At 44.7% G+C, this 26,508-nt stretch carries 23 protein-coding genes and 1 riboswitch; of the genes, 7 read left to right on the forward strand and 16 right to left on the reverse strand.

The features are described 5' to 3' along the window. Nucleotides 1-150: 150 nt before the first annotated feature. Nucleotides 151-2,070, reverse strand: coding sequence for a hypothetical protein (locus tag QUA58_RS01050; RefSeq protein WP_333392685.1), 1,920 nt, complete (start codon nt 2,068-2,070; stop codon nt 151-153). A 37-nt stretch (nt 2,071-2,107) separates the two neighbouring features. Then, nucleotides 2,108-3,523: a glycosyltransferase family 4 protein gene (locus QUA58_RS01055; protein WP_333247527.1), complete on the reverse strand. Its 1,416-nt coding sequence runs from the start codon at nt 3,521-3,523 to the stop codon at nt 2,108-2,110. Nucleotides 3,524-3,599: 76 nt separating this feature from the next. Here QUA58_RS01055 and QUA58_RS01060 point away from each other — a divergent pair, with 76 nt between their 5' ends. Together QUA58_RS01060 and QUA58_RS01065 are read left to right on the forward strand one after the other, a co-directional pair. After that, entirely contained in the window at nt 3,600-4,070 is a 471-nt protein-coding gene (locus QUA58_RS01060; RefSeq protein ID WP_333392687.1) for a tetratricopeptide repeat protein, read from the forward strand. 192 nt (nt 4,071-4,262) lie between these two features. Then, on the forward strand, nt 4,263-5,219 hold the full coding sequence (locus tag QUA58_RS01065; RefSeq protein WP_333392689.1) for a glycosyltransferase family 2 protein: 957 nt from the start codon (nt 4,263-4,265) through the stop codon (nt 5,217-5,219). A 100-nt stretch (nt 5,220-5,319) separates the two neighbouring features. Here QUA58_RS01065 and QUA58_RS01070 read toward each other — a convergent pair whose 3' ends face one another. The 3 genes from QUA58_RS01070 to QUA58_RS01080 all read right to left on the reverse strand — a co-directional run bounded on the left by QUA58_RS01070 (nt 5,320) and on the right by QUA58_RS01080 (nt 7,220). Beyond that, nucleotides 5,320-5,862 (reverse strand): DUF3122 domain-containing protein, encoded by a 543-nt coding sequence (locus QUA58_RS01070; protein ID WP_333392691.1) that lies wholly within the window; start codon nt 5,860-5,862, stop codon nt 5,320-5,322. 42 nt (nt 5,863-5,904) lie between these two features. Beyond that, on the reverse strand, nt 5,905-6,369 hold the full coding sequence (locus QUA58_RS01075; protein WP_333392693.1) for a rhodanese-like domain-containing protein: 465 nt from the start codon (nt 6,367-6,369) through the stop codon (nt 5,905-5,907). 563 nt (nt 6,370-6,932) lie between these two features. Then, nucleotides 6,933-7,220, reverse strand: a complete 288-nt coding sequence (locus tag QUA58_RS01080) for an antibiotic biosynthesis monooxygenase (RefSeq protein ID WP_333392694.1) — start codon at nt 7,218-7,220, stop codon at nt 6,933-6,935. Nucleotides 7,221-7,784: 564 nt separating this feature from the next. Here QUA58_RS01080 and bicA point away from each other — a divergent pair. Both bicA and QUA58_RS01090 read left to right on the forward strand, forming a co-directional pair. Continuing rightward, nucleotides 7,785-9,461: a bicarbonate transporter BicA gene (bicA, locus tag QUA58_RS01085; RefSeq protein ID WP_333247292.1), complete on the forward strand. Its 1,677-nt coding sequence runs from the start codon at nt 7,785-7,787 to the stop codon at nt 9,459-9,461. A 381-nt stretch (nt 9,462-9,842) separates the two neighbouring features. Beyond that, a complete protein-coding gene (locus tag QUA58_RS01090; RefSeq protein ID WP_333392696.1) occupies nt 9,843-10,544 on the forward strand; it encodes a diacylglycerol/polyprenol kinase family protein in 702 nt (233 codons plus the stop codon). A 158-nt stretch (nt 10,545-10,702) separates the two neighbouring features. On the opposite strand, the gene QUA58_RS01095 is transcribed toward QUA58_RS01090, so the two are convergent. Together QUA58_RS01095 and QUA58_RS01100 are read right to left on the reverse strand one after the other, a co-directional pair. Then, nucleotides 10,703-11,551 carry an ABC transporter ATP-binding protein gene (locus tag QUA58_RS01095; protein ID WP_333247296.1) on the reverse strand — a complete coding sequence of 283 codons (849 nt, stop codon included), beginning with the start codon at nt 11,549-11,551 and terminating at the stop codon, nt 10,703-10,705. Nucleotides 11,552-11,795: 244 nt separating this feature from the next. Continuing rightward, complete coding sequence (locus QUA58_RS01100; RefSeq protein WP_333247298.1) at nt 11,796-12,665, reverse strand: methyltransferase domain-containing protein; 870 nt, start codon at nt 12,663-12,665, stop codon at nt 11,796-11,798. Between the two features lie 213 nt (nt 12,666-12,878). Next, nucleotides 12,879-13,034, reverse strand: a riboswitch (cobalamin riboswitch). Between the two features lie 195 nt (nt 13,035-13,229). Here QUA58_RS01100 and QUA58_RS01105 point away from each other — a divergent pair. The 3 genes from QUA58_RS01105 to QUA58_RS01115 all read left to right on the forward strand — a co-directional run bounded on the left by QUA58_RS01105 (nt 13,230) and on the right by QUA58_RS01115 (nt 16,124). Beyond that, entirely contained in the window at nt 13,230-14,246 is a 1,017-nt protein-coding gene (locus tag QUA58_RS01105) for a metal ABC transporter substrate-binding protein (protein WP_333392698.1), read from the forward strand. A 132-nt stretch (nt 14,247-14,378) separates the two neighbouring features. Next, the gene (locus tag QUA58_RS01110) at nt 14,379-15,134 is read left to right on the forward strand and encodes a metal ABC transporter ATP-binding protein (RefSeq protein ID WP_333392700.1); all 756 of its coding nucleotides are present in this window, start codon (nt 14,379-14,381) and stop codon (nt 15,132-15,134) included. Between the two features lie 135 nt (nt 15,135-15,269). Next, nucleotides 15,270-16,124 (forward strand): metal ABC transporter permease, encoded by an 855-nt coding sequence (locus QUA58_RS01115; RefSeq protein WP_333247306.1) that lies wholly within the window; start codon nt 15,270-15,272, stop codon nt 16,122-16,124. Nucleotides 16,125-16,176: 52 nt separating this feature from the next. Here QUA58_RS01115 and QUA58_RS01120 read toward each other — a convergent pair whose 3' ends face one another. From QUA58_RS01120 to QUA58_RS01160, 9 genes are all read right to left on the reverse strand, one after another. Then, entirely contained in the window at nt 16,177-16,770 is a 594-nt protein-coding gene (locus QUA58_RS01120) for a Uma2 family endonuclease (RefSeq protein ID WP_333392701.1), read from the reverse strand. Nucleotides 16,771-16,944: 174 nt separating this feature from the next. Further along, on the reverse strand, nt 16,945-18,348 hold the full coding sequence (locus tag QUA58_RS01125) for an ABC transporter substrate-binding protein (protein WP_333392703.1): 1,404 nt from the start codon (nt 18,346-18,348) through the stop codon (nt 16,945-16,947). Between the two features lie 194 nt (nt 18,349-18,542). Next, nucleotides 18,543-20,249, reverse strand: a complete 1,707-nt coding sequence (locus tag QUA58_RS01130) for a leucine-rich repeat domain-containing protein (RefSeq protein ID WP_333392705.1) — start codon at nt 20,247-20,249, stop codon at nt 18,543-18,545. Between the two features lie 42 nt (nt 20,250-20,291). Further along, nucleotides 20,292-20,720 (reverse strand): leucine-rich repeat domain-containing protein, encoded by a 429-nt coding sequence (locus QUA58_RS01135; protein ID WP_333392707.1) that lies wholly within the window; start codon nt 20,718-20,720, stop codon nt 20,292-20,294. Nucleotides 20,721-20,726: 6 nt separating this feature from the next. Further along, on the reverse strand, nt 20,727-21,512 hold the full coding sequence (locus QUA58_RS01140; protein ID WP_333392709.1) for a leucine-rich repeat domain-containing protein: 786 nt from the start codon (nt 21,510-21,512) through the stop codon (nt 20,727-20,729). A 216-nt stretch (nt 21,513-21,728) separates the two neighbouring features. Continuing rightward, nucleotides 21,729-23,726, reverse strand: coding sequence for an SPFH domain-containing protein (locus tag QUA58_RS01145; RefSeq protein ID WP_333392711.1), 1,998 nt, complete (start codon nt 23,724-23,726; stop codon nt 21,729-21,731). 415 nt (nt 23,727-24,141) lie between these two features. Further along, nucleotides 24,142-24,996: a DUF2207 domain-containing protein gene (locus QUA58_RS01150; protein ID WP_333247318.1), complete on the reverse strand. Its 855-nt coding sequence runs from the start codon at nt 24,994-24,996 to the stop codon at nt 24,142-24,144. Nucleotides 24,997-25,369: 373 nt separating this feature from the next. Further along, entirely contained in the window at nt 25,370-26,176 is an 807-nt protein-coding gene (gene cbiQ, locus QUA58_RS01155) for a cobalt ECF transporter T component CbiQ (protein WP_333392713.1), read from the reverse strand. After that, on the reverse strand, nt 26,173-26,505 hold the full coding sequence (locus tag QUA58_RS01160) for an energy-coupling factor ABC transporter substrate-binding protein (RefSeq protein WP_333247322.1): 333 nt from the start codon (nt 26,503-26,505) through the stop codon (nt 26,173-26,175). The genes cbiQ and QUA58_RS01160 overlap by 4 nt, the downstream gene beginning before the upstream one ends. Nucleotides 26,506-26,508: the final 3 nt, after the last annotated feature.

Genomic DNA, 26,508 nt, shown 5'->3' on the forward strand with positions numbered 1-26,508 from the left:
CGGACACTCGATTAGATATAAAACTGTCCGAAGTATTGCATTACTCGAATCCTCGGACTTCCAGGTAGAGGTCGCCCTCATCCCTTCGACTGCGCTCAGGGCAAGCTGTCAACTGTCAACTGTCAACTGTCAACTGTCAACTGTCAACTGTCAAGATCGCTTGTCAACGGCCGCCAGCAAGCGCAGACTTCCGTCTTGAATCTGCACTGCTTTCACCGTTCCCACAGCAACTCTTTGTTGACCGTTAGCCATCGCTACCTCAATCTTAATCTTGGGGTCAGCCTGTAATCCCAGCCGCCCCCAGAGCCACTTGACTTGAGTACCAGGAAAAGAGCGCACTTCTACATCAGAAAAGGGCGAATTAACCCAGCGGCTACCATCGTAAAAACTCGCTACCTGCACCTGATACCAAACTTGTTCTCCGGTCAATTTTAACTCGTTGTTCGGTTCGGGTTCCAGCCACTCAGCGGGATTGACACTGCTAATTAAAGTAGCAGAACCCATAATTTGACTCTTGTGGTCTTCTAAACTTTCAGCCTGAGAAACTGCTTCCTCAAGTTTGTTGACCAAATTCCGAATTCGACTTCTTGTTTCCCTGTCAGTATCTGATTGCTGGTCGAGCCAATTCATCGCCTCACGAGTTCCGTCTTGAGAGGCTACAATCAGGGCGCCCCAAGCCTTGACATCGGCGTCAGCGGCATTCACTCTCAAGGCGGCGTCTATGCGGTTCCAGATCCGCCCGCCGTCATTTTTGAGGGTTGTGGCTATTTCGTGACTGTTACTCGGATCGGCTTCAAATACTTGCAAAGCTTCACTCCAGCGGCCGTCGATCAGTTCTGCGAGAACTTGTTGGCCGGGACTGGCCCAAGATGCGATCGCCTGAGCCCGGGTAATTTTAGCGTGAAATTCGATCGTCTCTAGCTGAGCTTGCGCGACTGCGGGCCAATTTTTGTCGGCTTTCCCCTTAGCAATACGCATGACATTTAATGCTGGAGACCACAGCCCACTTTTTGCCAGCCGCAGCCCGTTTTTATAAGTCTCGTCATTGAAGGCAAATTCTTCTAAAGAAATCGCGGTTAACTGAACTGGGTTCGGCAGAAATTTGCGCGGGCCAATTTGATAAAGGGTAAATTGCGGCTCTAAACCAACTGTTTGGTCGATCGCCAACTGCGGATTTTCCCCCTTAACAATTTGCTGCCAATTCGGCGGTTGTCCAGCCGCACTCGCCCACTCCAACAGCGGCATTAAATGATTTTGGCTGGGGTTGTAGCGAACGACTTGTCCGTAGGGAATTTTCTTGTCGCCCCGCTTTAGTTGACCGCTGACATTAAACCAAATGCCGGAGGCGGGGGGCTTTCCGTCAAAGCGGCGCAGTTCTGTTAGGGGTAGGGACTGATTCGAGGCTTGATTGTCAGATGTAGAGTCAGCTAAAGAAGCAATGACAAAAGATTCCGCCGGGCCTTCTACGTTCACAGAACTTGCTAACTGAAAATACTGCTCTTTATCGGAACTGCGATCGGGAAACTGCACCTGCTTGTACACCCGAAGTTCGACAATTTGACGGCAAGGATTTTTGCAAACAGTAGAAGCCTTAACAGTTCTTTCTACCATCACCGGCAATAGCAAATCGGAAATAGAATTATCGCTGGATCGATCGACGGGAAGCGGCAGCGGTTCTCCGGTTACGAATCCCAATTTGCGGATGCTGGCTTTGATTTGATCGAGAGTTTGGATCGAATCTCTGCTACCTGTAGGCAGGCGCGACCATTCCGGCACAAACTGAGAGATCAACCTGTTGCCATTGGGATCGACAATTAGCTGATAACTCAGCCAAGCGCCGCCTCCCATCAAAGCTGCACAGCCACCCAAGACGCTGAGGGCTGTCAAATTAGCTATCAGTCTTTTCCAGGGATATCTGGCGCGAGTTCGGGGAGTAGGTATTGGAAGCTGGGACTCTTGAAGATTTTTGGCGCGTCGGGTTTGGCGACGGCGTCTTGTCGGAGGAGGAGCAACTTTGCGATTTTCTGGGGGTTTGGCTCGATTTTTTGAGGGGTTAATTTTGTGTTCCATCGTCCCATTTTAGAATTTAGATTTTAGAATTTAGAGTTTAAAATTGCAATAGCCGATCGTACTGCCGACCTATGATATCCCAGGTGTATTGGCTTTCAACGAGCGATCGAGCGTTGACAGAGATCTCCTGTCTTAGCTGCTGATTTTCAAACAAACTGGTAATCGCCTCAACATACTCGTGAACTTTGTTCGCCCGCAAGGCCCTTCTCGGTTGTGGGCCACCATCGACGGCTAAACCCTCCAAACCTCGATCGCTCGCAACGACGGGGGTTCCCGCTGCCATCGCCTCCAAAGTTTTATTTTTAATCCCAAAACCAATCCGCATCGGCACCACACAAACAGCAGCTTGATGCAAATATTCTGCCACCCTTTGCACCCGGCCTACTACTTGAATTCCCGGAAGTTCCCCCAAGGCGAGCACTTCCGGGACTGGCGAAGCCCCGACTAGGGTGAGGGTGGCATCTGGATAGCGCTGCTGCAAAGGCGGCAGTATTTGCAAACTCAGAAACCGCGCCGCGTCAATATTGGGCAAATTGTTCATGGCGCCTGCAAAAATTAAGGTGTGTCCTCCCGGATCGATCGACCGGTACGGAAATTCTGTCAAATCCACACCATTAGGAATAACATCAATCGGAGGCACAAAAAAATCTGGTTTTTCTCGGAGTCTTCCCGCCTGCGACAGCAATTCTAGGAGTTGCTGCTTGTCTGTGGATGTGGTGGCGACAATGCGGGAGAATTTGGCACAGTATCGTCTTTCGTAGCGGGCGAGTAGCGGTAAATTTAGTCGATCGCGCAGGGGTTTTTCCGAGGTGCCGATTGCTAACATTTCCCTGCAAGTTCCCCAAACCGAACTGTGAATATTGACCACTGTCAGCAGTTTTTGCCGCCATTCTGGACGCACGTAAATCTCGTTAACGCTGTGTTCGCAGGTGACAGCATCGCATTTGCCTGCTGTTACCAATTCGTCAGCCCAATTCTGCATTGCTTGGGAGTAGCTTGAGAGTACGTTCGGAGGTGTCCCGGATAACAAAAATTGACTAAATCTGTGCAGTTTTCCGAGTATTTCGTTCATTTTCTCATCAATCCCCTGATTGACGGGAGGAAAGAACCCCCCCTCAGTCCCCCCCTTGTTAAGGGGGGGAGGTAAGAATTCTTCCTGAGTCTTCTGGTTTGGCGGGGGAAATAACTCCTCCTGAGTCTTCTGATGGAGTCTTAGCCCCCCCTTAGCAAGGGGGGTTTGGGGGGGGATCTGCGGGTGGGGAAAAACTGCTAATTCTTTAACTTGCCCTCGCAATGCCTCGATTTGTGCGTCGGTGACATCGGGCGATCGTACAGTGCCGAGAATTACATCATGCCGCCGGCTCAAGTATTGTAATAAATTAAACGTCCTTACCTGAGTTCCTCCGCGGCTTGGTGGGTAGGGAAAAGTCGAGGAAAGCATCAAAATCTGCATGGGATGTTGGATAAATAAAATTGCCGCTGTCGCGATAAGATTGACTGATAAAACTTTTTTAACAATCTTCGCACCTATGGACGAATTATCTGTCAAAGCGCTGCTCCAAGACTTAAAAAACTCCGAAGAAAGCGTGCGCGATCGGGCAACTACAGAACTCTGGCGCACTTGGTTTAACCAGAAGGGTGATTACGGGATGCAAATTCTCAGGCGATCGCAAGTTTCGCTGGATGCAGGCGATGTTCACCACGCTTTGGATTTGCTGACGAAACTGATTGCGGAAGCGCCGGATTTTGCTGAAGCTTGGAACCGACGCGCCGTACTTCACTATACCCAAGGAAATTATAAAAAGTCGCTCCACGACTGCGAAATCGTCCTCAAACTGAACCCGGTGCATTTTGGGGCGTTGCACGGTCTGGGTTTGTGCTACGCTGCCTTGGGAGAATACAGAAGTGCTATTCGAGCTTTTCGCCGCGCTTTGGAAATTCAACCTTTTGCTTTGGTGAATCAAAAGTTAATTCTCGAATGTACGGCTCGTTTAAGTTAATATCAACAAGGAACAGTTGACAGTTGACAGTTGACAGTTGACAGTTGACAGTTGACAGAAGGAAGAGTTGACAGTTAATCGAAGGAACAAGGAAGGAAGGAAGGAATAAAGAAGAAGGAAGAAGGAAGAAGTGAAAATTTAATTTTTATAAATCTAAAATCTAAAATCTAAAATCTAAAAAGGTCTTTGTTTGTGCCGAAAATTAGCGTTTGCATTCCTACTTGCAATCGAGTGCATTTGCTGGCTAGTGCGATCGCCAGCGTGCTAGATCAAACTTATACAGATTTTGAATTAATTGTCTGCGATGACGGCTCGACTGACAGCACTCCGCTGTTAATGTCAGAATTTGTAGAGCAAGGGATTCGCTACATTCGCCACCCGCAGAATATCGGCAAAAGTAATAATATGCGATCGGGATTTGCGGCGGCAAGGGGCGAATATTTTATCAAATTTGACGATGACGATCGCCTGAGCGCGCAATTTCTAGAGCGGACATCTGCTATTTTAGATAAAGACCCCAGCATCGATTTTGTCAGTACAGATCACTGGGCGATCGACATTAACAATTATATTGACGAAAGCCAGACGAAACTGAATTCGCAGCGGTGGGGCCGCACCGAGTTGTCGGCTGGAATTGTTGAAGATTTGCTCTCGACAGTTTTTCTGAGACAGAGTTTGCAAATAGGGGCGACTTTATTTCGCCGCCCCGCGCTGGAATCAGTCGGATTTCTGCGGCCGAATTTGCAAAATTGCGAAGATAACGATTTGTTTGTGAGACTTGCAATTGCGGGCAAAAAATGCTATTACTTGCCAGAGCTGTTGATGGAGTATCGATTTCACGCAGAACAGCAAGGAGTCGATCGGGCAATTCCGTATTTGAGCGATAAATTGCGCTATTTGACCGGCTACGAATTTGAGTCAGAGAACCTCGAAACAGTCAGACTCAAAAGGCTTGCAGAAACTCAATTAGCGCTTGGTTTGCGGCTGATTGAGCTCGGTGAAACTGCCCAAGGGCGGCAGATGGTCAGGGCTGGAAAGTCTGTTTCTGAGGCGAAAATGTGGGCTGGTTTGGGATTGTCGCTGCTGCCGGTGGAGTGGCGGGAGAGGGCTTTTGCGGCAGTGCGAGAGTTGTTGAAACGCCAGTTGTGAAAGAGGATTTCGAGAGAATACCGGGCGGTTATAACAGCCAAGATTTGAGATTACCGCCTAGTCTGACAGCGCTGATTTGAATTCTCCTACTCAACCAAACCTACTCTCTTGAAGACAAGAGGGTTTTCCACTCTTGCACAAAAGATGGTGAAACTGATAGCTCTATCGCTTCACCGCCGAGCGTTGATATCGTCAACTTTAGGGGAATTTCTGCCTGCAACTCCGGTAACAACGGCAGAATGTCATACTGACTTACATGAGGTTCGGGAGCGGATAAATCAGTAAAAATAGTGCTAGAGGTATCAGAAGCAGTCAGGGTTTGACCTAGTGAATCCGTCAACAATAATGGCTGAGTGCGGTCAATTTCTACCCCACCAGGGAAGCCGACTAAACGCAGTTCTAAACTCATTTCGCCATTAGGAGAAACACGTTGAAAAGCGATCGCCTGCCAGCTACTTCCGTGCTGATCTTTGAGGGTTTCCCTGGATTGGTAAACGATTTGTCCTGGTGCTTCTTCTAGTTGTCGAATTGCTGCGACTGCATGGGGAGTAGTTAACATTCCTAAGCCCAGAGATAAAGTCAACACTAAGGCTCCTAGCAATAGGAACTGGGAAAACATTTTTTTGACACGATATTGGATCATCAAGATTCCTCTTTTTCATGAATGGGCTGAAATAATTACATTCTACTTTTCCAAAGGTTCTCCTGCTGCTTTCCAACCTTGAATGCTAGGAGGAAAAGCCCGCACGTTAGTATATTCTAACATTTGCAAAGTCATAACTCCCATTGCCGTTCGATAGCCCGTTGTGCAATAAAGAATTACAGGGCGATCTTTTGGAATTTTATCAAGATTTGCGGTTAAAGTTTGCAAGGAAATATTAATGGCATTGGGAATGTGACCAGAGGTATATTCAGAAGGCTGTCTGACATCAATTAATAAAGCATTATCCTTTTTGACAATACTTTTGAGAGCTTCTGTATTTGTAATCGTGTAATAATCGCGAGGAAGAGAAGTCAAAAAAATATCGAGTTCTGCTGATAATGGCGCTTGGGGCATCGTACCGACGGCTATAACTGGCATTGGTGCGATCGCCAAAATCCCAAGAGATAATAACGTTCCCAGCAATAACCTGAGAAAAAATTTCTTCATCTCCTTATTTGGTCTCCTTTAAAAGTGTTAGGGGATGAGTAAAGAATGTGCAACACCATTTTTTTTTAGTATTCTCTTAATTGTTTACGCACTTATATTAATATACCATTTTTTGTGATTTGTTGTACTATCAATAATTCGGACAGCTTTCGATCCTATCGAGTGTCCGAAACCCTTACTGGCTATATAGTAGTGAACTATTTTTTCTTTCGTTTAACTCGATCGCACTCGTTGCCTAAAATGCGTTAAAAATGGCAGGGCTTCCTCGCCATCGGCTTACAGAACTGTTAAAAAACTGTCCGAACTATTGGTACTATAGCCTTTCTCAAAAAGGTGAGGTATGAATTTTTACCTAGAAAGCTTGATCGTACAGGCTTTCTACATACCTCCTCGATGATCTGAGAACCCCTATGTAGCCTTTCTCAAAAAGGTGAGGTATGAATTTTTACCTAGAAAGCTTGAGAATACAGGGTTTCTGCATACCTCATCTATCAGATAACCGCTATATATTATATCAGTTGTTTGTGCGCTCAATTTTATTTAACTACTTAGAAATTCGTCTTTCACCATACTCCTGACTCTAATTGGTCTAAATAGATAAATTCAGGAACTTTGACTCCCGCTTCATCTCTAATTTTAACCAATGCAGGCGACTCAAAGAACGCCCTGGCATCTGTTGTTGATGTCCACGCCGAGAAATGAACAATTTTATTGGGTTCCTTTTCATACTTCAAAACCTGATAGGAGCGCTCTCCAGCTTCTTTGCGGATGTTTTTAGCATTATCGAATACCTTTTTCCAAGCTGCATAATTTTCCACTTCATGAATAATTAAGACATACTGCACAGCCATAAAACCTATTTTCCTCTAAATTTTAACATTCACAGAGCGCTCTAAAAACTGCTCGTATCCCTATTGAAACTTTTGCTTTCTTTGATGTTCGACGATACTTGGGGTAGAATTTTTTAAAATTTGCTGCAAACAAATAGTGGTAAAGATTTGGTGCAATGATGGGGCTAACAGTTTCCAGTTCGCTAAACCGACTGACTATTGTATCATTGACTTGAATCGGTTGAATAACAGCAGAAATCGGGTGTTTAGATCGAGGTGCAAGCACTATAAATTACTCCAACTAAGTATTTTTGCCAGCCCACCAGGTTTTTGGAGGTCTGGATTAAAAAAAAAAAATTAAAAAAAAAAGTTTATAGGTGCAAATTTTACCGTACATTAAAAAATAAGGAAAAAATTAACTATTTACCAGCTTAGGCTTTTTGATGAGCGATCGCAGGCTCTTGCTAGAGTCTCACCTGCTTGTGCTATCTGTCATGCCTGTCAGAAAAACTTTTGCCCTGAGACAGGGTGAAGGGATCAAAGTCAGCATTGTTAAATTCTGTCTAGTTTATTAATGCACCACTCATGTCAATAACTAATCAGATTCGTTTCAATAATCTCAAGGGCGACATCTTCGGCGGTGTCACGGCTGCGATCGTCTCGCTGCCCCTGGCCCTGGCCTTCGGGGTCGCTTCCGGAATCGGGCCGATCGGGGGACTGTACGGTGCCATCTGCGTTGGCTTCTTTGCGGCGCTGTTTGGTGGCACCCCAACACTGATTTCCGAGCCCACGGGGCCGATGACTGTGGTGATGACGGCGATCGTCGCATCCCTCACCGCTAGCAATCCCGAACAAGGACTGGCGATGTCTTTTACCGTGGTGATGCTGGCGGGGGTGTTTCAAATCATCTTTGGTATTTTCAAGCTAGGGAAATACGTCACCCTGATGCCCTACAGCGTGATTTCTGGCTTTATGTCGGGAATTGGCGTGATTTTGATCATTCTGCAAATTGCACCGTTTCTGGGTCAAGCCCCTCCCAAGGGCGGTGTTTTGGGCACTTTTATGGCAATTCCGCAGTTGCTGGCAAACGTAAATCCGCCGGAAGCAATTCTCGGTGCCTTGACGGTGGCGATCATTTTTCTGATGCCCAAACAAATCAAGAAATTAGTGCCGCCGCAATTGATAGCGCTGATTGTCGGCACGGTAATTTCCCTGACTGTGTTTCAGGGCGCGGATATTCGCCGGATTGGCGAAATTCCGGTGGGACTGCCCCCCTTGCAATTGCCGACTTTTTCCGCAGGTCAAATCACGGTGATGTTTGTGGATGCGGTGATGCTGGGGATGCTGGGCTGTATCGATACCTTGCTGACGGCGGTGGTGGCGGACAGTCTAACGCGAACCGAGCACAAGTCCGATAAGGAGTTGATCGGTCAAGGGATTGGCAATATCGTGTCAGGGATCTGTGGTGGCTTGCCGGGCGCCGGGGCAACGATGGGAACTGTGGTCAATATCCAAACAGGTGCGACTTCGGCGTTGTCGGGTTTAACTCGGGCGTTGGTGTTGCTGGTGGTGGTTTTGGGGGCGGCGAAGTTAACTCAACCGATTCCGATGGCGGTGTTGGCGGGGATTGCGCTGAAGGTGGGGATTGATATCCTTGACTGGAGTTTCCTGAAGCGATCGCACAAGGTATCTGTTAAGGGCTCCCTGATCATGTACGGGGTGATGTTTTTGACAGTGTTTGTGGATCTGATTGTGGCCGTGGGTGTTGGCGTGTTTATTGCTAATATTCTAACGATCGAACGGTTGAGCAATTTGCAATCTGCCGGAGTGAAGCTGATTTCCGATACGGATGATGATGATGCGATCCTCAGCGATGAGGACAAGCAACTGTTAGATCGGGGTAGGGGGCGCGTGTTGCTGTTCTGTTTGAGCGGCCCGATGATTTTTGGGTTGTCGAAGGCGATCGCCCGCGAACATAATGCTATGAAGGATGCGGATGCTTTGGTGATGGATTTGACTGAGGTGCCGATGCTGGGGGTGACGGCTTCGCTGGCGATCGAAAATGCGATTCGCGATGCTTGCGATAAGGGCTTGCAGGTTTACATTGTCGGTGCCAGCACCAAAATTCAGCAGCGCTTGCAGAAGTTGGGATTGTTGGATCTGATCTCGCCCGAACGGATGTTGACCGATCGCACCACAGCCTTGCAACAAGCCGTCGCTGTAGCTGACAGCAAACGTCCCCTCTCGGAAGTGCCAGTGTAACGGGACTTACGCAGGGGCAGTCAGAAACCGGTTTTTTTACCAAAATAGTGCATCCTAGCCCTTAATATCGGTAAAAAACCCGGTTTCTTTGGTATTGATGCGTGCAGGACTAGACTTGAGTTGCATAAATATTCCATCGATCTGTTAACCGCAGATTTCCAGCGTAAGCTGTTAGTCATTTAAATTTCTTGCCTGAACCCCTTACAGTATGGGGTATAGACCACAAATAATGCAGTTTAAATGTGGAACAGCTTACAAACACCGATAGACGCAGATAATTTAATCTTGTCTGCGATTGAGTGCAACTCAAGTCTAATAATCAAGTTTCCTATTTCCACTAAAGTTATAAACATTGCCCGATCGCAGTTTTTCCTAAATATCGTGTCTATATTATCTGAAATTCCGACTGTGTGGTTGCAAATTTCCCTCGTGGGTATCTGGCTGGGTTTGATTTTACTGGTAGCTGAAGGGTTAAATCGCTTTACTTCTGTCGATCCTGAAGTATCGCGGAAGGTGGTGCACATGGGTACTGGAAATGTGATTTTGCTAGCATGGTGGCTCGAAATACCCGGTTGGGTGGGGATTTCGGCGGGAATTTTAGCAGGTGCGATCGCCCTAATTTCCTACCAACTGCCGATTTTGCCCAGTCTTAACAGTATCAACCGCAAGAGTTTCGGGACTTTTTTCTATGCTGTGAGTATTAGCGTTCTCGTCGCTTGGTTTTGGCCGCTACAACATCAGGAATACGCAGCTTTGGGCATTTTAGTGATGGCTTGGGGCGACGGATTGGCCGCTGTCATCGGCAAAAAATACGGCAAATATATTTATCGAGTTTGGGGAATCCAGAAGAGTTGGGAAGGTTCTGCAACTATGTATTTGGTGAGTTTTGCTGTTAGCAGTTTGATTTTGCTCTTCGTTCAAGGCAATGTTTGGCAAACTTGGGCGGTGTCAGCAATTGTGGCTTTGGTTGCTGCTACTTTGGAGTCGGTTTCTAAACTGGGAATTGACAATCTGACTGTGCCGATCGGCAGTGCTGCGATCGGCTTTTTCCTCAATCAATTTTGGGTAATTGGTAATGTCTAATCTGAACTTACCCCCACGGGCGGCGTTGCTGGATACAGGTATGAATTCAAGATTTCGCAATTGCTATAAACCCTCGGAGGGTGAATTTTGTAACTTCAAGCGAAAAGGGAATTCATACCGTGAATCAGCAACGCCAATTATCAATTGTCTAAGTCCCGTTAAAGCAGCCGACGTGCTTGTAAAATTTGTTGTTGCAATTCCTCGAAATTAGGCGTTTTTGAGCGATCATCTGTTTGAAACATCGCCTTGATTTGGTCGATTAGCTCGATCGCCAGCGGTACACCAAGTTGCAATTGTTCCAAGACATCCCGCTGAGCAAAAACGGCTTCGGGAGTGCCTTCTAGAATCAGTTTTCCGCGATCCATCACAAACACCCAATCAGCCCAGCGGTAGATGAAATCGAGGTCGTGACTTGCTAAAAGTATGGTGGTTCCGGCCGCGTGAATTTGTTGCAGCAAACCGATCAGTTGTCGGGTGTGGCGCGGATCGAGATAGGCGGTAGGTTCATCTAACAGTAGCAGTTTGGGCTTGAGAACCATGATATCTGCGATCGAAACGCGCTTTTTTTGTCCTAAACTGAGGTTATGGATTGGTTCGCGGGCGAGTTCGCTTAAGTTGAATTGGTCGATCGCCTGTTGCACCTTTTGACCAATTTCTGATTCGGGCAATCCTAAGTTGTACAATCCGTAGGAGATATCTTCTTCTACCGTCGAAGCAACTAATTGATGTTCGGGATTTTGAAAGACGAGTCCGATTTGTTGGCGCAGTTGCGTGAGATATTTGCGATCGTAGCGGAATGGTTCACCTTCCCAGCGAATAATTCCCTGTTGCGGTTGGTACAAACCATTTGCTAGCAGGAAAAAGGTGGTTTTACCGCAGCCGTTTTGACCAATCAGCCCGCAGCGCTTCCCGGCGGGGACTTTGAGGCTTAAGTCCTGAATTGCTACTCGCGAACCGCAGGGATAGGAGTAGAAAGTGCGAGCGAATTCGAGAATTGATTGAGACATATATTAGTAATTGATAATTAGTAATTGATAATTGGTAATTGGTAATTGGTATTTGGTATTTGGTAATTGGTATTTGTGGGGTGGGCTTCTAGCCCGCCCAAAATCAAATTTAAATGCCGCAACAGCTTAGCTTAATATGTCATTGCGAACTCTTAGTGAAGCAATCGCCGAGACTATGCGATTGCTTTCCCGAAGCGCGATGACAATTACAGCATTTAATAAAAAGTTCGATCGGACTTAATTATTAGCCACGTCCATCTTTTTCTGTCAACTGCCAAAGTTTAATTTCATAACAAAGATGTTGCTCAAAAAGTTGACTCGCCTCCAATCCTTCAACCACCAATTTTTTAAACCAGCGACGAAATATCCAACGCAGGAATTTATGAATTGGCGGAACTGCGATCGAAATTAAATCCGCAACATAAATCATTGTGTTCAGTCCATACCTGCGGAAAGTATCGACATATAGGTCAATTGTTGGTAAAATATGAGTGGAAATATCCTCAGTTTTTACTAAATTAAACCCGGCTTGCATTAATGCAGTTTCCAGCTCTTTGACAACATGACAATTAGAAAACATTCCTTCTGTATAATTAGGATTAGATCGCATCATATCCGCAAGCAGTACGTAGCCTCCAAGATTGAGTACAGTCGCCGCACCTTTAGCTATATCGACAGCAGACATATATTGGCTACTTTCGCTAAACAGAACCAAATCGTAGGAGTGGGTGGCTTGGAAGTCTTCAAATTTAGTGAGGTGGAAAACTGCCCGATCGCCTGTACACTTAAGAAAACGCTGTTGTTGGAACGGATCGGGTGCGAGCCCTTCCACTGCAAAACCTCGATCAAGCAAATAAGCCGCATTTCCACCAATCCCGCATCCTACATCCAGCAAAGTCTTGACTTCTTTGGGGATAAAATCTAACAATTTATCTGTGTAAGCTTGCTGAGCAAAACGCAGCCGCGCGATGGTGAGTTCGTCAGCAGGCACAGGCAGAGTCTTCCAATAGCCGTAATGAAGATACGGCGAATCTGTCAACCCCAAATAGTAATTCAGCGCTGCATTTTGGTAGCGAGTTACTTTGGAAATAGAAATTGATGTTTGCTTCGACATGAGGAGAATTGGGTAAATTTGAGGATTTCCGGGAGGGTTGAAATTCTTCCCAGCGCTTGCATATATGTTAATAACACGCGATCTGCATAAATTTCCAACTTTTGCCACAAAATCCAAAATTCCCTTGTCATTCGCGCTCGACAAACCGACAACAACAGTAGATTAATTGTAAAAATACTAAACTAACCATCATCTATACCTCGCAGATGAAAACAACAGGTAAACAAATCGGCGGGCATCCTGACTCAGAGATTTAACTATCCTAGTATTATCTCATTACAGTTGCGGGACAGCGCCGGATTTTCACCGAACTTTCCCCCTTGCGTCTGATGGCTGTTCTCCATCAGAGCCGATCGATCTGCCGAGATATTAGCACTATTTTAGATATTTCACAAAATACTGATTCTGTTGGGCGATCGCCCATTTACCCCATTTTTCATAATTCTTTCATTTTTACGGGTTCTGTGATAAATTTAAAAAATGAAAAGATTATGAAAATCAGCGATCGTCGATCGTACCGTCTGCTGCAAACTCTAGCGAATTTCACTTGGAATTTTTGAAGATATGCGGAAAAACCGTCAAATTACCCTAAATCCCCCTCTCCCCCTCCCGGACTCTCCCCCTAGGAAAAAACATCATCTCCTAGGATTCGGGCTGCTACTGGCAGTTTGTCTCAGCGGGTGCAACACTCAGACGACCCAGCCTCAAACCAACCAAAATCCAGCTTCAGGCACAACCGCCACCGATTTGACCCGAAAAGATAAAAAAGTCATTCTCACCACCTTCACGGTGCTGGCAGACATGGCGCAGAACGTCGCCGGTGACAAGGCAACTGTTGAATCCATTACCAAGCCAGGGGCGGAAATTCACGGCTATGAAGTCACTCCCAGCGACTTAACACGAGGGCAAAAAGCCGATTTAATTTTAGATAATGGGTTGAACTTAGAACGCTGGGCAACTCGATTTTATAACAGTTTTCCCAAGGTTCCCCACATTACTTTGAGCGAGGGAGTCCAACCCGTTAATATTTCTGAAGATGCCTATCAAGGTCAACCAAATCCCCATGCTTGGATGTCGCCCAAAAATGCTTTAATTTATGTTGATAATATTCGCAAGGCTTTAGGAAATATCGATCCGGCTAATGCTGCAGCATACAACGCAAATGCGGCAAAATACAGTGAACAAATTCGGGCGATCGACGAAAAACTCAAACAAGCTATTTCAGCCATTCCCCCGGAAAAACGCTACATAGTAAGTTGTGAAGGCGCTTTTTCTTACCTTGCCAACGATTACGGTTTGAAAGAAGTTTATATTTGGCCTGTCAACGCCGAACAACAATCCACACCGAGACAAGTCGAACGGGTGATTAATACAGTCAAAGCAAACCAAATACCTGCTGTATTCTGCGAGAGCACCATCAGCAACGAAGGACAGCTTCAGGTAGCCAAGGAAACAGGCGCCAAATTTGCCGGGGTGTTTTATGTCGATTCCCTCTCTCCAGCGGAAGGCCCAGCATCAACCTATCTTAAGTTACTTGAATACAATGTCAATACTTTGATAAAAGGGTTACAGGGAAAATAAAGGAGAACAGTGAGCCCAAAAACCCGGTTTCTCCAAAAATCTTGGCTTTAGCAACGAGGTATCTCGCAAGAAACTGGGTTTTTACCCCCCTGCGTAAGTTCTGTAGGTAATTGATAATAGGGAGAAAATTAGATGGATGGAATCAGTATCGATATTGAAAATGTCACTGTTGCCTATCACGGCAAAGTTGCCTTGCACAGCGCCTCTCTGCAACTCAAAGCAGGGACGATTTGCGGTTTGGCGGGGATGAATGGTGCGGGAAAATCCACGTTGTTTAAAGCCATCATGGGGTTTGTGAAGCCAAACACCGGACGAGTTTTAATTAATGGGTTGCCGATTCGTCAAGTGCAAAAACGCAATTTGGTTGCCTATGTGCCTCAGTCGGAAGAGGTAGATTGGAATTTTCCGGTGAATGTTCGCGATGTGGTGATGATGGGGCGCTATGGGTACATGAATCTGTTGCGGATTCCTGGATCGATCGACAAACAAGTGGTGCGAGAAAGCTTGGAAAGGGTGGAAATGTGGCAGATGGGCGATCGGCAAATCGGAGAGTTATCCGGCGGACAAAAGAAACGCACCTTTTTTGCGCGGGCTCTGGCGCAACAAGCAACGGTTTTGCTACTGGATGAACCCTTTGCCGGAGTCGATATCAAAACAGAGAAAATGATGATTGATTTGTTGATGGAACTGCGTCAAACAGGACATACAATTCTCGTTTCTACCCATGATTTAGAGTCTATTACTACCTTTTGCGACCAAGTAGTGTTAATTAATCGCAGCATTCTCGCCTATGGCAATACCTCTGATGTGTTTACAGAGGAAAATCTTTCGCGAACTTTTGGCGGTTCCGTTGGCGATTTTTCCTCTGCAAAAAGTCGGTCAACCTGAGATATTGTAGCAATGTCAACAAAGTGTTATGTGGTGGGTTTGCACGTTTAATGCCCGATCGCGAACCCGCCCCTATAGGATTATTGATTGTGGTGTCCGATCTCAGTTAACTCAAGTCGATTTGGAGAAAAAATAATGGATTTAATTCAGTGGTTTGCCGCACCGTTGCAGCATGAATTTATGCTAAAAGCGATTTTAATCAGCGCTTTAGTCGGGCTTGTTTGTTCGGCGCTTTCATGCTATATGACTTTGAAAGGATGGGCATTGATGGGTGACGCGGTTTCCCATGCGGTGATGCCGGGGGTTGTGATTGCTTATGTGCTGAATATTCCTTTGGCGGTGGGGGCGTTTGTGTTTGGTGTGGGCTCCGTAATTGCGATCGGCTTTATCAAAGCGAAAACTCGCATCAAAGAAGATACGGTAATCGGTTTAGTGTTTACTGGATTTTTTGCCTTTGGTTTAGTGTTAGTTTCTAAAGTCAGAAGTTCGATCGACTTGACGCATATCTTATTTGGCAATGTCTTAGGCATTTCCGATGCTGATATTGTTCAAACTGTAATTATTAGTGTCATCAGCTTAGTGACGCTGGCAGTTTTACGCAAAGATTTAATTTTATTTTGTTTTGATTCGACTCACGCGCGATCGATCGGTTTAAATATCACATTTCTCTATTACGTGCTGCTATCTTTGCTATCGCTCACCGCAGTGGCTGGACTTCAGACAGTAGGGATTATTTTAGTAGTAGCAATGTTGGTGACTCCGGGAGCAACCGCCTATTTATTGAGCGATAATTTTGACCACATGATGTTGATTGCGATGGCGACTGGGGTATTTTCTAGCGTGATGGGAACTTATATCAGCTATCACATAGATGGTGCGACGGGCGGATGTATTGTTGTTTTGCAAACGCTGCTGTTTGTGTTGGCGATGATTTTTGCTCCAAAACACGGCTTGTTGGTTAGAGCTAGGAATTCACGGGCGATCGATTAATAAGAGTGGGCGGTTAAAACCGCTCTTAGACAAGCCTAATCCGCCTAGATATTTAAGCCGGATTAGGTATAACATCAAAGTCAATATTTTCATACAAATCTGCCAGCACAACTTCCACAGAAATAGAAGTTAATGAAACTCGATCGCCCGCACAGCTATATTCCGAAAAAATCCACTTATTCGCTTCAGCTTTAGAATATTGCTGCACTTGTAGTCGATATTGGTCAATCAATAAATACTCCTGAAAACTCGGAATACTACGGTAGGCCGCAAACTTTTCATCGCGGTCATAAGCTTTGGTACTTTTAGAAAGCACTTCCGCAATCAGCACAGGATTGGTAATTGTATCCGTCCGTCCAGATTGCAACTCGATCGGGCGCGCTACTACCATCACATCAGGGTAAGTATAGTTGTTAAACTGCGGAACCCAAAGCCGCTGATCGGATGAAAAAATACTGTAAGGTTTACCCTTGAGACTTACCCTCAAAACAGAATTTAAGATGCTAGTAATTTCGTTGTGAATCGGTGTGCCACCCGCCATCAGAATTATCTCCCCATTGATAAATTCATGTCGCTCTTCAGAATTGATTTCCAATTCTAGATATTCCTCAGCCTGGTAGGTTTTCGTTTCAACTTGCGCGATCATACACAACGGTCTCCTTTAATCGACTGATTCCAGCTTATCATAAAAATTTGTCAGCAACAGGATTTCCGGCCTGTTTTACAAAAAATTAATTGAATTGTGGCAATTTTCACTATTCTTAGAAACAGGCTTTCCTGCCTGTTCCACAAAGAATGAACCCGATCGCACTTAACAAACTTATCGCAGCGGGACAAAGTTATAGCCAGTGCTTCCTCCTTGTTTAACTTGCACTAAAATCGGCTTCCCAGCCCGATCGCCCGTTGGCAAAAACTTCACTTTCTCGCTAGCTCCCGGTGTCGAGAAACTAGGACTTTTGAATGCTTCTTGTAACCCTTCCCGCGTATTACTTTGCTTCAATCCCGCGATGACAGCTTGAGTCGCATCAAAACTCGTTGCGGTGCGCCAATTTACTACTCCTCCCCACAACTGAGCAGCATTCTTGGGGAAAGTGCTACCGGGATTGGTTTCAGGATGCCAGGGAACAGGCAAAACAAGCCCGTCAACGCTCTTTTGCCCATCTTTTAACGTTTGAAACGTGTACATTGTCGTGCTGCCGTAGAGTGGCAATTTGCCTTGATTGGTGCGAGCCAGAGAAATCGCGCGATCGATGCGATCGATGTGGGGTGCTAACATCAATCCTTGTGCGCCTTTACTGACTGCATCGGCGATCGCACTTTCGGGAGTAAAAGAAGGGACTGAAAAATCGCAAACAGTCGGAACTAACTTGCCTCCAGCAGCAATTAGAGCAGCCACAAATTCATCTTTAAATGATATATTATCCGGTGCTTGGGAGTCATAACAAATAGCAATATTAGTTTTGCCTGTTTTGACTGCATATTCTGCTAAGGGAGCCGCCATAATACTAATATTCGGGACAGTCCGAAAAATGTAACTGCCAAATCCAGAGAGATTGTTCGCCAAGCTAGTCGGTGTCACCATTACCAGTTTTTCTTGCTGATATATCGGAGCTGCTTCAAGAGAGGCGTTGCTAGCATTGTGTCCAATTACTGCTAATATTGTTGGATCTTTTGTCAATGTGTTTGCAACTTCTTTAACAATTGCTGGATTGTTGTCATCGTTCACAATTTCTACTTGCAGTTTTGCGCCATTGATGCCACCGCTATTATTGACTTCCGATTGAGCTTGAGCGACACCTCGGAGGATTTCTTGAGCGACATTGGGGTTGCTACCAATGGGGACGCTGACAGCAATTTTTAACAAGGCAGGACTAATGCGAGCTGTGGCATTATTCAAATAAATAACTGTTTCTGGATCGTTGCGAGTTTGTTTTAGCGAAGCCTGAAATTTTTGAATCGCAGTTGAGAAATCTCCGCTCTTAAAAGCTTCAATACCTGCTTGTTTATCTGGTGTGGTTTGGGATGTCACCAATAGCTGATTCCCTAAACTGATGCGATTTGCTATCGCATCTGGACTCGCACCCGATGTAGGTGTAGAAGTAGATATATCTGAACTTTTGGATGCGAATAAACCGGGAAAAAACTTGAATGCGCCAAACCCAATTAAGACTAAAGCAATAATAAACAATCTGGGTGGGGAATTGTTTCTGTCATCTTGGAACATAGTTTTGATCCTTATATGATTTCTACTTAAAACTTGTTAGTTACAATCATTATTCAAGAGATTGCGGTTAAAGTCAATTCATTAAATTCATTAATTAAGTTCATAAAAGTCATATTTGTATGTTCTGGGCGAGCAGGATGCCCACCCCCACGTGAGTGTCATCAAAATTGGCTGTTTTGCTGAACAGTCAACTTTTAGAAGACAAATACTGGTCCCCAACTACAGATAGATTCTGGCTGGAGAGGGCAAGTTTTAGGCTCGATCGGATTTTCGTTGAGGTTGAGTTCAATTAGATTAGTCAAAGATTGCAAAGGTTTGATGTCGCTAATTTGATTGGAACTGAGGAATATCCAAGTCAGTTTACTCAAAGATTGTAAGGGCTTGATGTCTGTGACTTGATTATTATTGAGCAATAGCGAATTCAGGTTAGTCAAAGATTGCAATGGTTTGATGTCGCTGATTTTATTGTTGTTGAGTTCGAGTGAAGTCAGGTTAGTTAAAGATTGCAAGGGTTGGATGTCGGTAATTTGATTAGTACCGAGGTTGAGTTTAGTCAAGTTAGTCAAGGATTCCAAGGGTTTAATGTCGTTAATTTGATTGTATCTGAGATCGAGTTCGGTCAGTTTGGTCAAGGATTGCAAGGGTTTGATGTCGCTAATTTTATTGTTGGTGATGCTGAGTGAAGTCAGGTTAGTTAATGATCGCAAGGGTTTGATGTCGCTGATTTGATTGTTGAAGAGACCGAGCGAAGTCAGGTTAGTTAATGATTCTAGCGGTTTGATGTCAATAATTTGATTGTAGCCGAGACCGAGCGAAGTCAGGTTAGTTAAAGATTGCAACGGTGTAATGTCGCTGATTTCATTGCTGTCGAGGCCGAGTTCCGTGAGACTTGAAAGTATCTGATTAGCGGCATCGCACTCAGTAGTATCAGCTTCCTTTAACAGCACATCAATAGTATGTTGAACTTCTGGACTTAAAGAAGCTTTTTCGCGACACCAATCACCAAATGTTTTTCCACTATTTTCTGGTTGCTTTTCTGCGAGTGACGGGGAAGGTTCATTTGTAGATAATCTTAGGAGGGGAACTGCATTTCCGTTGAGCTTGACCTGATACAAGTTAGTCAAAGATTGTAAGGGTTTGATGTCACTGATTTGATTGTTGCTGAGATCGAGAGCAGTCAGGTTAGTCAAGGATTGCAATGGTTTGATGTCGCTAATTTGATTGTTTTCGAGTGCGAGCCAATTCAGTTTAGTCAAGGATTGTAATGGTTTGATATCAGTGATTGTATTGTTCATGAGGAAGAGCGTATTCAGTTTGGTCAAAGATTGTAATGGTTTGATGTCGCTGATTTGATTGTGGCTGATAAAAAGCTCAGTCAGGTTAGTCAACGATTGCAATGGTTTGATATCGCTGATTTGATTGACACTGATGAAGAGATTAGTCAGATTAGTCAACGATTGCAATGGTGTGATATCGCTGATTTGATTCGCGCCGAGATTCAGTACAGTCAATTTAGTCAACGATTGCAAGGGTTTAATATCGCTAATTTTATTATTGTTGAGGGACAACTGAGTCAGTTTAGTCAAAGATTGCAATGGTTTGATGTCGCTGATTTGATTTTCGTCTAGTTGGAGTTCCTCGATAGTGGAAAGCGTCTCATTAGCTTCAGCACAATTAGTAGTTTCAGCTTGCTGCAACAGCACCTCAATAGTATGTTGAGCTTCGGGACTCAAAGCAGCTTTTTCGCGACACCAATCACCAAATGTTTTGTTTGCGGGTTGCGTTTCTGCTGCTAAAACTGAAAGTGCATTTCCAGATAATGCTAGGATGATGAGTGTACTACAAGTAACTGCGGTCGATTTTTGTAAATTCATGTGTTTTTCTCCAATTATAAATGTCATATTTTTGTCCCTCTAACTTTCAGAAGTGTCAACTTTTCGGATTTAAGGATAATTTAAGGGTTCCCAATTACATATAGACCGTTCCTGAAGAGGACAAGTTTGGGAAGACATCGGATTTCCGCTGAGGTAGACATAACGAAGCTCAGTCAAAGATTGCAGGGGTTTGATATCGGTGAGTTTATTTTTTTCTAGGTTGAGTGACGTTAGGTCAGTCAAAGATTGTAATGGTTTAATATCGCTAATTTTATTGTTACTCATGTATAGATTAATTAGCTGAATCAAGGATTGTAATGGTTGGATATCGCTGATTTGATTGTTGTCCAGGTTAAGGGTGAATACCTTGGTCAAGGATTGCAATGGTTTAAGATCGCTGATTTGATTGTTGTTGAGGTAAATCTCTTTCAGGTTAGTCAAGGATTGTAATGGTTTAATATCACTGATTTGATTGGTATCTAGGTAAATTATTGTCAAGTTGGTTCAGGATTGCAATGATTGGATATCGCTGATTTTATTGCGACTGAGGGTAAGATTAGTCAGTTTTCTCAAGGATTGCAATGGTTTGATATCACTGATTTGATTATTTATGAGAGTGAGATTAGTCAGCTTAATCAAGGATTGCAATGATTGGATGTCGCTGATTTTATTGTCACTGAGGACGACATTAGTCAGGTTAGTCAAAGATTGCAATGATTTTATGTCGTTGATTTGATTGTTGCTGAGGTCGAGCTTAGTCAGTTTTGTCAAAGATTGTAAGGGTTTGATATCGCTGATTTTATTGTTATCTAGGTTAATTTGAGTCAGGTTAGCGAAGGATTGTAAGGGTTGAATGTCGCTGAGAAGATTGTTTTTGAGTTCTAGCCGAACCATTCTAGTCAAGGATTGCAATGGTCTGATATCGGTGATCTGATTGTCGCTAAGGTCTAACCAAGTCAGCCTAGTCAAGGATTGTAATGGTTTGACATCTGTGATTTCATTGCTACTGAGGACGAGATACGCGAAACTCGAAAGTTTCTGATTAGCTGCATCGCAGTCAACAGTCCCTGCTTTTTCTAAAAGTGCTTCCACAGTATGTCTAGTTTCTGAACTCAAAGAAACATACTCGCGACACCAATCACCAAATGTTTTTCCACTGTTTGCGGGTGGCGTTTCTGCGGCTTTCGCAGATAATCCATTGACCGATAATGCTAGGGCGATCGCACTTAAAGCAACTATCATCAACTTTGGTGCATTCATGTGTTTGTGTTTAACTATAAATTTCATCATTTTCTACCTGTATTTTTATGAATTACCAAGTTTTAGCATTGACTAAAGAAATTCAGAGAGGAATTAATACCTCTCTAAAATTTGCACCGTTTAACTCAAATATCGGAGAATTTACCAAGTACAGAATCCAGATCATTTTCAGCAACAGCCTCAAATTTAGCAAGAGGTGAATGATTCGGAGACTTCGGTAACTACGGAGACTTCACTGATACAAAATTAATCTTTGCTATTGGTAAATTCAGCGACATAATTCACAACAAGAGGCTCCGATTTGTGTCCATTAATTACAGGTAATTCTCCTGCTTTGTCTCCATTTTTGGTGGTGGTTTCATTCCGCATGAATGTTGCCATCAAACCGTCAAGCAAACCTCCACCGCCGCCGCTACCGTTGACTGCGACATCGGGTACGACGCGAACGCTGCCATCTGCGATCGCCTGAATAGCTTGCAACATCGTGTAACTTTCGATACCCAAAGCACTGACACCAACTTGATAAGCATCGGCTTTTGCTTGTCCCATCAAGCGAATTCCTTGTGCTTCACCGCTGGCGTGTTCGATCGCAGCGCTAGCAGTCAATTGAGCAATTTTCACACCTTGTTCTGCCCCCACCACCTCATGTTGAATATTGGCGATCGCAGTTGCACGCACCAATTCTTGACGCTGGGACTCCGAACTGCGCTGCGCTTCGTAGGTTTTCTCCTGTTCCTGAGCAATTTTGCGATCGGTCAACGTTTGCATCAACTCCCCTGGTGGCGAAATCAAACCAATCAGGGTATCAACCGCTTGTACATCATAGGCGCGCAATGCCTGACGAACGTGTTCTGCCGCCTCTGCTTGGCGATCGCTGCGGGCGATCAAAAAATCGAGTATGGTATATTCTTGAGCGGAATTGCGGAAGTAATTGCCCACAATTGGACGCAGCACTTGGTCAATTAGATTCTGCATTGAACCTTGGCGCGAAATCACTCTCGGTGCATCTAAAGTACCGACATGAATGATTTGGAAAATTTCTAACTCAAAGGTAAATCCGTCAAAAGAAAGCAATTTCATCGCACTTAACTTAGAGTCATAGCCGTGTTCTCCGCTGAACCGTGATGTGAAGTTTAAAACTACATCTGTTGTGGGAACAAGTTCGACTTTCATCACTTTTGTATTGACAGGATGTTTGCCTGGATAAAGCGGCTCTACCCACACACCTTTATTGCCCTTGCTGACCAGATTTCCGTGGGTAAAAGCTTCCCCACTTACATCTTTTTGCGATTCCCCCACAAAGGAAATTACTACGCCTACATAACCGATCGGCACTTCGGTCATTTCTACCTGTTCAACTTGCACAAACCAGGGATTGAGGTTCCACGAACCCGATAGAATTATCTGTTCTTGCAAGCCCCTGCGCCCGCCACCCTTGATGAAGGATTGCGCTTTTTGGAAATTGTTGTGACCTGGAATTATGGGGCCGGCTATTTCACCTTCATCAATGGGAATGCCATCTAGTATGGTCACAATTCCCACACGCTCTGGAGCAAGTTTGTATACTTCCAATTCCCACGATTCCATCCCTTTCTGAGCGGCATTTGCTGAAGTTATGACCTCAAATATAGCTGTATTGATTCGATAAGTACCCGTTGTGATGATGGCTAGCTGCCGTCCTTTTTCTCCGCCGTTGGTGAGGAATTTGCGGGCATTTTGGAAGTTGTCGCAATCGACGACTGTTCCTAAAATGCGATCGGGAGGAATTGTGGCTCCGTCATTGGCAATAATTAAGCCGATTTCATCTTGAGGAACGACAACGACTGGTTCTTTGCGAATGCTATATTGCCAGGGAAAATAACCAAAATGCCAGCCGGGAGGAAGGGTGTCTGCTTGCAAACCTCCTTCGCCATCGAGGGCAATTAATCTACTGGATGGCAAGTTTTTGCTGGAGAATTTCTTGGTGACAATTCCCACTTCTCGTTCGCCGATCGCGATTAATCCCAAAGTCCAACCAATTTTGGGTATAAATATCAAAACTAGGAACATTGCGCCTACGGGAAAAATCCAAATCGGGATAGTAAACCCTTCTTCTGGCGCTGGTTGGACTTCTTGGGTTTGGGGTGGTGGCGGATTGGTTTGGGCGGATGCTGGTGGGGCGATCGCGCCGGCTGCTGCGATCGTTGTTGCTACAGATAGTGTTAAGAGTAAAAGTTTGCGAAACAAACTTGCTAATTTAGTCATGTTTTTTAACCTGCTTTAAGCTACGATATACGGAAATGTTGTTATCTACGATAAGTATTCAACTAATTTTTTTGAAAGTCAATTCATAAAATTCATTAATTAAGTTCATAAAAGTCATATTTGGAATATGATTTTGTAGGGAGTGCGATCGTTCGTACCACAAAATATCAGATTACAAGCATTGACAAAATTACTGGTTCCCCGGCAGAGCCGGGGAACCGATGTCTAATTTCCGTTGATATTAACCACCACCGCCACCGCCACTCGTGGTAATGATTGGAATTACTTCTTCGTACTCCTTATGATAAGAGCAGTTTCCACAGTGATGGGTAACATACCTCTTTCCTGAAGCGCCAGTAGTTGCAGGAATCAAAACTTGATAAGTCCCTTTGAGCTTGAGCGTTTTACACTCAGGTCAGCGTCGATTATTGATTGCTTCCTTGCTTTTTTTGTAAATAATGACGCTGAAACTCCCCACAAATAGAAGCATCATCATCGGAAAAAATACAAAGCAAATAAACAATGTCAAACAAACTAGGAAAAAAAAGACTAGACCCATTATGTTGTCTATGAAAGAGCCTTCTCCTCCCTGATTACCATTTTGTTGCCAACCAGGTTGAGGTATATTCAAAACTGGCTGGGGAAATGCAATCTGCACTTCTAATTTTTGTTCCGGTTGAATAGGCTGACTTGCCACAAATTCAAAGGTTTTAGGATCTACTTGACGGGGAACTGCTGCTGCACCAAAAGTCGTAAATGAGACCAATTTATCTGACAAAAATTCAGGTAATTGCACCGTAACTTTTGCGCTATTGATCCGTGCTTTACGACCCGCAGCAATAGCTTTCCAATAAAGTAGAGTATTCCCACCATCTAACTGCAATCCACCTACAACACGATATTTGATCACAAAAGTATGTGAGTCTGGCGGTTTTAATTCATGTTGCCAGCGAATCCAAAATTGATTGTTTTCAATCCCAGTGCTACTAGGAATTATTTGATTATTTTCAGCGACGATCACATCTTTAATTTCATCGACCTTATCTAAAGAAATATAGCGATATCGTTCAGTGTTGTAGTCGGCTGTGAATACATATTTTTGGGTTTCGGTGACTAACATATCTCCGTTGGTCTGAACGTCGATTAAGACGTTGATATTCTCCCAGTAGAATGGTAGTTCTTGGGCGGCTACATGAGTGACTGTGACCAGAAATATGGTGAATAATGTGGTGAGGAAATAAAGTATTTTTTTGAGAGGTCGTTTATTCATAATATAATTCCTACTGAGTAGCTATTGATTGCTATTATTCAATAGGTTTCTAGTAAGGTCAATTCATAAAGTTCATTAATTTAGTTCATAAAAGTCATATTATGGTTTTGTCACAAAGATGAGACGGCGGTTGAAACCGCGTCTACACAAACAATGTCCGAGATGAGACGGCGGTTGAAACCGCGTCTACACAAACAATGTCCGCCTCCGCGGACTGAAGAAAATAAGATGGTTTCAACCGCCGATTCTTCAACCTGCGGAGGCAGGTTTTGTCTGTATAGACGCGGTTTTAACCGCCGATTCTTCAACCTGCGGAGGCAGGTTTTGTCTGTATAGACGCGGTTTTAACCGCCGATTCTGTACAAACGCGGTTTCAACCGCCCGGTATCCTGACAATACTTAACAGGGTTAAAACCGTGCAGCCAAACACGGCTTCAAATGTATATCTGCGCGATGGTTTGTAAGGGTAGGAATTCCAAACGCGGAGTTCTCCGTTGAAGCCGCGCGAGGCTAAAGTCAGGGAAACTTGACGGTAATTTTCTAAAGTTCGCAGCAGCAATTGACCGATTAAAATGCCTAAACTGTGCATTCCCCGCTTCCAAGTGCGGTAGCCGCAGCGGGAGTTTTGTGCTGTCCAAAGTTCGTCGGCGATCGCCAATAAGCTAAAAATAAAGCGGTACATTAGTAATAGCAGTTCTGTGACTAACTCTGGACAGCGTAATTGTCTCAGAATCTGCAAGATTTCGGTAAATGGCACCGTCAACAGGATGAAATACATACAGCTTGTGGATGCGAAGGCGCGGGCAAACAGCAAGCTCACTTGGTATATCCCAGTGCGGCTCGCATAGAGATAAAAAGTGCCGGTGCTAATTCCCCAACCTTGCCAAATATCCCACTGAATTTCCGGGATTCGATCGCCCGCAACGGCACCCATCGCCAAAGCAGGCAAACTCGTCAGCAAAAACACCAGCGGTACCGACAGCAACCGCAGATAGAGTTTCGCCGGAATTCCTGCATAAACGACGATCCAGATTGTCAACCAGAGGGCGATCGACAACTGCACCGCTGCATGGGAAACTAGAGACAGGATTAAAAGGGCGATCGCAAATGATAGTTTGTGAGCTGGCGGCAAACCGCGCAACCTATTTGTATAAGCCAGACTATCAATCTGATGGTTCATTCCAAGGTTTTGCGATCGGAATTTTGTCGAGATTGCGATCGGCCTTTATATAACCCGATCGCGTAGCCAATTACGCCAGCCCCCAATGCAGCTTGAGTTGCAAACAGCAAACTTTCAATTTCGCCGCTAGCAGGTTCAAAGAAGTGATTGAACCAAGGTTCATAGCCCGGTTGAATTTCGGTAATTGCCTTTTGGGCTTCCCCATCAGCACCGCCGTATTCACCTCGGACAAATACTAGAGGAAGAACAGCAAGAGCAACCACAGCAGCAACCAAAATCCAATTTTCTCGCGCAGTAGATTGGTGATTTCTTGTATTTTTCTGACTCATGAC

The organism is Microcoleus sp. N9_A1 (assembly GCF_036701795.1).
In the GTDB taxonomy this organism is placed as follows: domain Bacteria; phylum Cyanobacteriota; class Cyanobacteriia; order Cyanobacteriales; family Microcoleaceae; genus Microcoleus.